Source organism: Candidatus Frankia alpina, assembly GCF_902806485.1.
GTDB lineage: Bacteria > Actinomycetota > Actinomycetes > Frankiales > Frankiaceae > Frankia > Frankia alpina.
Window position 1 is genome coordinate 98,375 of sequence record NZ_CADCWT010000001.1, and the last position, 6,827, is coordinate 105,201.

A 6,827-nucleotide genomic window follows, 5' to 3' on the forward strand; every position below is an offset into this window, starting at 1 on the left:
ACGACGCACCGGCCACCGGGACGAGTCGCATCGCTCCTACCTCTCTGCACCACTGCGCTTCATCCTAGGGATCACTCCCGAGTCACGACGTAGCACAGTAATAACATCATTTCTATGGTGACGACCCGGATATTCCGGCCGCTAGTGGAATAGCGTTACTCTGGGCCGACGATCCGGCACCGAAGGTGACTACCGAGCGTTACCGCCTAGCCGATTGTTCCCATCTCGCGGCGACGCCGCCGCAACATCAAGCAATCCAATTGGTACCGAAAGTCACCAATCGTCGAGAGGTGGCGCCGTGCTGGACCACCGCAAATAGTATCGAAGCACGTGAACTAGCAGCTCCATCAGGCTACCGCTCGAGAGACACAGGAACGGAAGGTGAGGGTAACGAGGGCGACAGCGAGTCGCCCGCGACCACGCAGTGCAGTGCCGCGAATATTTTGAGCCCCGATCCAGATAGTCGGCTCCGGGCGAGACTCGAGTCGAATCCCGTCCGCCGACGCCCGGTGACGAAATCCGACCCCCGGCCCTCGCCGGCTGGCTCGGACAGCGGCGGGGGCGCCCCTTCGAGCCACCGCATGAGGGGCCTACCTGAGCCCGCCCGGGCCCCACTCCCGTCGTGACCGCTGGCATACTCTGCCGGCGCCTGCTGCGATGTCCCTCAGCCCAGACCTCGACCAAAGCGAACAAAACGTCCCGAAACGGAGCAGAGCGCACCGCGGTCGTGCATGCAAGCAGGCCGGCCACCCGGCGGGCTGACCCCACCGCAGGCAAGTGCGGCCCGGACATCGCCCTCGAGGGGGCACCGCCGCAGGCGGAGCTGGTCGGAGCTGGTCGGCAGAGCACGCCGCTCGCTCTACGTGCAGCGGGTGACGCGCGCAAGCCGCAATGATTCCAGCCTCGCCCTGAATATTCAAAAATTCTCTTGAGATTCAAGCAATTCTCTCGCATGATTCGGACTAGAGCATCCCGCCGGCCGCCGGTCCCGCGGCCCGGGTTCGCGTCCGGCGGTCTTCCGGCCGCCACTCCGGCAGTCCTCGCCGCCGCCGTCCCCAGGCCGGGCCGGCCGGCCCGAATCGACCTGCGCGCCCCCTCGACGACCTGGTTCGTCGATGCGTTCACCGCGGCCTCGGACCTGCTCATCGGCACCTGCCAGACCGATCGCCCCGATACTCTTGCCGCCGCCGTGCGGGAGGCCGAACGGCGGTGGGGGCTGGTCGACACGTGGACCCGCGAGACGGCCAGACCCGCCGGAAGTCCCCCGCCGCCGCTTCCTCCGCCGCTACCGCCAGCAAAGTCGGGCGATCAAGACAATCCGGACGTAACTGATCACGGCCCACATCCGATGTGAACCCGCCTGGCGGCGATCGGCCACACGGCGCCGGCGGTGGGCACCGCCACGACACCGCCCGCCCGGGCCGGCGCCCCGCCGGTCGCCCGCGCGGGCCAGGATAGGAACATGGCGACACCCGTCTATCAGGACCCGGCCTCATCTGGCCTGCCGGCGCACGAGATCGACGCAGAGTTCCTCGCGCTGCCGCGTTCCGCACTTACCGACGCGGCCCTGCAGACCGCGCGCGACCTCGGCGCCACTCATGCCGACATCCGCATCGAACGGTTGCGAAACTCCTCGCTGTCGTTTCGCGACGCCGCTCTGGAGAGCCGGCACGAGAGCGCCACGCTGGGCCTCGCCGTACGGGTCGTGCACGGGGGGACCTGGGGCTTCGCGGCCGGCGTCGACCTCACCCCGGACGAGGCTGCCCGGCTGGCCCGCCAGGCCGTCGAGATGGCGCGGGTGGCGGCCCCGCTGAACTCCGAGCCCGTCGAGCTCGCCCTGGAACCGGCGCACACCGACGCGGTCTGGGTGTCGGCGTATGCCGCCGATCCCTTCGCCATCGACGCGCGCGAGCGGGTCGAACGGGTCGGGGGGCTGTGCCGCGCCCTGTTCGCGGCGCAGGCCGTCGACCACGTCGAGGGCCGGTTCGACGCCGTGTTGGAGAACAAGTACTACGCGGATCTCGCGGGTACCTCGACGACGCAGCAGCGGGTGCGGGTGCTCTGCCAGATCGAGGCGACGCGGGTCGACCCGGGCGGCGGCTTCGAGACCATGCGCACCATCGCCCCGCCCGTCGGCCGAGGCTGGGAGTGGATGGTGGCGGGACCCGCGGCGGGCTGCTGGGACTGGGAGGGCGAGATCGCCGTCATCCCCGGCCTGCTGGCGGAGAAGGCCAAGGCGTCCTCGGTCGAGCCCGGCCGGTATGACCTGGTGATCGACCCGTCGAACCTGTGGCTGACGATCCACGAGTCCGTCGGCCACGCCACCGAACTCGACCGCGCGCTCGGCTACGAGGCGGCCTACGCCGGCACGTCGTTCGCAACCCTGGACCAGCTCGGCGCCCTGCGTTACGGCTCCCCGGCGATGACGATCACGGGTGACCGCACCGCCCTGCACGGGCTGGCCACCATCGGCTACGACGACGAGGGCGTGCAGACCCGCCGGTTCGACATCGTGCGCGACGGCACCCTCGTCGGCTACCAGCTCGATCGGGCGATGGCGGCCCGCAACGCAAGCGTGCTCGGGGTGGAGCGCTCCAACGGCTGCGCCTTCGCCGACTCCCCCGGCCACGTGCCAATCCAGCGGATGGCGAACGTGTCACTGCTGCCGGCGCCGGGCGGCCCGTCGACCGAGGAGCTGATCAGCCGGATCGACCGCGGGATCTACATCGTCGGCGACAAGAGCTGGTCGATCGACATGCAGCGGTACAACTTCCAGTTCACCGGGCAGCGGTTCTACGAGATCCGCTCCGGGCACATCGTCGGCCAGCTCCGCGACGTCGCCTACCAGGCGACAACGACGGACTTCTGGGGCTCGCTGGAGGCGGTGGGCGGCCCGCAGACGTATCTGCTCGGCGGCGCGTTCAACTGCGGCAAGGGGCAGCCGGGCCAGGTCGCGGCGGTCAGCCACGGCAGCCCGGCCGCGCTGTTCCGCGGCGTCAACGTCCTCAACACCCGGCGGGAGGCCGGCCGATGAGCCAGGTGACCGGAGCGGACGCCACCCGGGCCGACCGGGCGGGCTCGGTGCCCGAGGCGGCCCACGAGATCGTCGAGCGCGCCCTGGCGCTGTCCCGGGCGGACGGCTGCGTGGTGATCGCCACCGAGTCCAGCTCGGTGAACCTGCGCTGGGCCACCAACACCCTGACCACCAACGGGGCGAGCCGGGATCGATCGATCACCGTCGTCAGCGTCGTCGGCCGCTCGTTCGGGGTGCGCACCGCCTCCACGATCGACACCCCGGCCGGCGGTCGGGGGGCGCGGCCGGGCGACGTGGCGCATCCCACCGACGCCGACGGCCTCGCCGAGCTCGTCCGCGCCGCCGAGGACGCCGCCCGCGAAGCGGAGGACGCCGAGGACTACGCCGACCTGCTCGGGCCCACCACAGCCGGCCTGAGCACGGGCGGCCCAGGCACGGGCGGGGGGCCGGTCACGGCCGGCGGGACCTTCACCGACCCGGCAACCCGCACGGGCACTGCTGTCTTCGCCACCTTCGCCCGCGACCTCGCCGAGGCGTTCGGGTCCGCCCGGGCGCAGGGCAGACGGCTGTTCGGTTTCGCCCAGCACGACGTCACCACCACCTGGCTGGGCACCTCCACCGGCCTGCGGCTGCGGCACAGCCAGCCGACGGGCAGCGTCGAGTGGAACGCCAAGTCCGGCGTTCCCGACGGCTCGGTGTGGCACGGACAGTCCACGCGTGATTTCACCGACGTGGACGTGGCCGCGACGGACGCGGCGTTGCGCTCCCGGCTGGCCTGGTGCGAGCGGTCGGTGGAGCTGCCCGCGGGCCGCTACGAGACGCTGCTGCCGCCCTCCGCGGTCGCCGATCTGATGATCGACCTGTACTGGTCTGCCGCCGGCCGGGACGCCGCCGAGGGCCGCACGGTGTTCAGCCGGCCGGGCGGCGCAACCCGGATCGGCGAGGCGATCGGGCCGGCGGGGCTGCGGCTGTTCAGCGACCCCGCGGACCCGGAGCTGGCGACGACCCCGTTCGTCACCGCCGCGTCGTCGTCATCGATGTCGAGCGTGTTCGACAACGGGCTGGCGCTCGGAGCGACCGACTGGATCCGCGACGGCGCGCTCGCCGCGCTCGTGCAGACCCGCGCCTCGGCCCGCGCCACGCAGAGCCCGGTCACTCCGATCATCGACAACCTGATCCTGGACGCGGGGGGCTCCGCGTCGCTCGAGGAGATGATCGCCTCGACTCGGCGCGGCCTGTTGCTGACCAGCCTGTGGTACATCCGCACCGTCGATCCGGAGGTCCTGCTGCTGACCGGGCTGACTCGCGACGGCGTCTACCTCGTCGAGAACGGCGAAGTCACCGGGGCGGTGAACAACTTCCGGTTCAACGAGTCGCCGGTGGATCTGCTGGGCCGCACGGCCGAGCTCGGCGCGACCACCCGCACCATGGCCCGGGAGTGGGCGGACTGGTTCACGTTCACCCGAATGCCACCGATGCGGGTGCCGGACTTCAACATGAGCTCGGTCAGCCCGGCGAGCTGACCGCGGGCGCCGGCGCCGTCACAGGTAGGCGCCGCGCCCGAACGTCTCACCGCCGGGCTGCTGCTGCCCGCTCGGCAGCGCCCGGCGGCGCATCTCCTCGAGCTGCGCCCGGGCCGCCATCTGCTGGGCGAACAGCGCCGTCTGCAGGCCGTGGAACAGGCCCTCCAGCCAGCCGACGAGCTGCACCTGGGCGATCCCGAGCTCTCCATCCGAGGGGATGCGGTGCTCGTCGAAGGGCAGCGACAGCCGCTCCAGCTCGTCCTGCAGCTCCGGGGCCAGCCCATCGGAGAGCTCGCGGATGGAGCTGCGGTGGATCTCCCGCAGGCGGACCCGGCTGGCGTCGTCCAGCGGCGCGGCGCGCACCTCCTCCAACAGCTGCTTGATCATCGTACCGATGCGCATCACCTTGTCGGGCTGGGAGACCAGCTCGGCTATCGGGTTTGCGCCGCTTGATTCCCCATCCTGGTCGGGGCTCGGGGACACCGACCGGCCGAGTGAGTCCGGCGCGGTCTCGTGCAGGGCTCCATCGGGCCCGACAATCACGACGCGGGGTTCCTGTTGATCCGTCATGACCCCTATCCTGCCCCGTCCGAAGGCGCCACACGGCGCCAGTGCGCCGACCTGCGACCCGTCCACGGCCGTCAGGGCGCAATCGTGAGGATCACCTTGCCGACATGCCCAAGATCGGCCACATGTTGGTGCGCCGCCACCACCTCGGTGATCGGTAGCACGCGGTCGATCACCGGCCTGATCGCGCCGCGTTCGACCGCCGGCCAGAACTCGGCGCGAACCCCGGCGATGATCTCGGCCTTCTCCGCCGACGGCCGGGCACGCAGGGACGCGGCATGCACCGCCGCCCGCTTGGCCAGCAGGGCTCCGAGATTGAGCTCGCCGGTCACCCCGCCCTGCAGGCCGATGACGACGAGCCGCCCGCCGACGGCGAGCAGCGACACGTTGCGCGGCAGGTAGGCCGCGCCCATGTTGTCGAGGATCACATCCGCCCCGTGGCCCTCTGTGGCTCCCCGGATCACCTCGACAAAGTCGGAATCCCGGTAGGACACGGCCACGTCGGCGCCGAGCTCGCGGACCCTGGCCAGCTTCGCCGCGGTGCCGGCGGTGGTGGCGATGACCGCCCCCGGCAGCAGCGCACGGACCGCCTGGATTGCGAACGTGCCGATCCCCGACGCGCCGCCGTGCACGCAGAAGACCTCGCGGTCACGCAGGTCGGCGATGCCGAACACGGTCGAGTAGACGGTGGCCGCGACCTCGGGCAGGCCGGCGGCCTCGATCAGATCGACTCCGGCCGGGATCGGCAGGAGCTGGCCGGCCGGTACGTTCACCCGGCTCGCGTACCCGCCGCCGCCGAGCAGGGCGCACACCTCGGTGCCGACCTCGAACCCCGACACCTCGGGCCCGACGGCGGCCACCCGGCCGGAGCACTCCAGCCCGAGAATCTCGGAGTCGCCGGGCGGCGGCGGGTAGAGACCCTGCCGTTGCAGCAGGTCCGCCCGGTTGACCGCCGTCGCGACCACGTCCAGGGTCACCTCCCCCGGCCCGGGAGCGGGCGGGTCCGCCACGCTGGACCAGGACATGACCTCGGGCCCGCCGGGGGCCGACACCGTCACCGCATGCACGCTCACACGCTACGACGCCGCCGATGCCCGCCGCCCCAGGAGGGGTCACGGGAAGCAGCACGCCCTGTCTGAGGATCAGACCGGTTCGGGCTCGGGTTCGGGTGAGTTCGGCGCCGGCTCGGTGTAAGGCGAGGGTTCGTGCGGCGCTGGCGGCAGGTCCGGCGTGTCGGGCAGCAACGGGCCCGGGTCGTCCGGGATCGGCGCGTCCGGGTCGAGCGGCGGCGGCGTGTCCGGACGGTACGGGCGGACGCCTACGGACACCACGCTCAGACACGGCGGGATGGTCGAGATGAATGGGCTGGGCATAGGACCCGCCGTACCCGTTGGCCGGGGCCGCGGAAACATCGCCCCCGCATCGCACGGCCATCGGATCGCCCAGCCAAGGCCGCACCTCCCGAGCCGAACAGGCAGGCCGACACGCCAACATCTCCACAGACACAACAAAAAAACCATAGCGACAACGGAGATGGTCACATAGCACATATAGAAAACAACAAAACCCGACTGATCGACAACAGATGTTCGTTCGGGTGGCGTCGGGCCGTCTCGAGGAACTCCCAACCGGACCCGCTCACTCCCCCGAACGGGATGGCGGATAGGTCACAACGGCGACGGTGGCCCGAACGAGGTGCGGCT

At 71.1% G+C, this 6,827-nt stretch carries 5 protein-coding genes; 2 read left to right on the forward strand and 3 right to left on the reverse strand.

Features of this window, described 5'->3' with window-relative positions:
* The first annotated feature begins 1,462 nt into the window (after positions 1-1,462).
* Together G6R25_RS00415 and G6R25_RS00420 are read left to right on the forward strand one after the other, a co-directional pair.
* On the forward strand, positions 1,463-3,034 hold the full coding sequence (locus G6R25_RS00415; protein ID WP_163551207.1) for a TldD/PmbA family protein: 1,572 nt from the start codon (positions 1,463-1,465) through the stop codon (positions 3,032-3,034).
* On the forward strand, positions 3,031-4,557 hold the full coding sequence (locus G6R25_RS00420) for a metallopeptidase TldD-related protein (RefSeq protein ID WP_163551208.1): 1,527 nt from the start codon (positions 3,031-3,033) through the stop codon (positions 4,555-4,557). The genes G6R25_RS00415 and G6R25_RS00420 overlap by 4 nt, the downstream gene beginning before the upstream one ends.
* Positions 4,558-4,575: 18 nt before the next feature.
* On the opposite strand, the gene G6R25_RS00425 is transcribed toward G6R25_RS00420, so the two are convergent.
* From G6R25_RS00425 to G6R25_RS00435, 3 genes are all read right to left on the reverse strand, one after another.
* Positions 4,576-5,127, reverse strand: coding sequence for a bacterial proteasome activator family protein (locus tag G6R25_RS00425; RefSeq protein ID WP_163551209.1), 552 nt, complete (start codon positions 5,125-5,127; stop codon positions 4,576-4,578).
* Between the two features lie 71 nt (positions 5,128-5,198).
* Positions 5,199-6,182 (reverse strand): NAD(P)H-quinone oxidoreductase, encoded by a 984-nt coding sequence (locus tag G6R25_RS00430; protein WP_163551210.1) that lies wholly within the window; start codon positions 6,180-6,182, stop codon positions 5,199-5,201.
* 84 nt (positions 6,183-6,266) lie between these two features.
* Positions 6,267-6,497 carry a hypothetical protein gene (locus G6R25_RS00435; RefSeq protein WP_136448368.1) on the reverse strand — a complete coding sequence of 77 codons (231 nt, stop codon included), beginning with the start codon at positions 6,495-6,497 and terminating at the stop codon, positions 6,267-6,269.
* Positions 6,498-6,827: the final 330 nt, after the last annotated feature.

Bases quoted from the DNA above. Each gene is read 5' to 3' on its own strand.
- G6R25_RS00415 (WP_163551207.1), top strand. From the start codon at position 1,463: ATGGCGACACCCGTCTATCAGGACCCGGCCTCATCTGGCCTGCCGGCG.
- G6R25_RS00435 (WP_136448368.1), bottom strand. From the start codon at position 6,497: ATGCCCAGCCCATTCATCTCGACCATCCCGCCGTGTCTGAGCGTGGTG.
- G6R25_RS00425 (WP_163551209.1), bottom strand. From the start codon at position 5,127: ATGACGGATCAACAGGAACCCCGCGTCGTGATTGTCGGGCCCGATGGA.
- G6R25_RS00420 (WP_163551208.1), top strand. From the start codon at position 3,031: ATGAGCCAGGTGACCGGAGCGGACGCCACCCGGGCCGACCGGGCGGGC.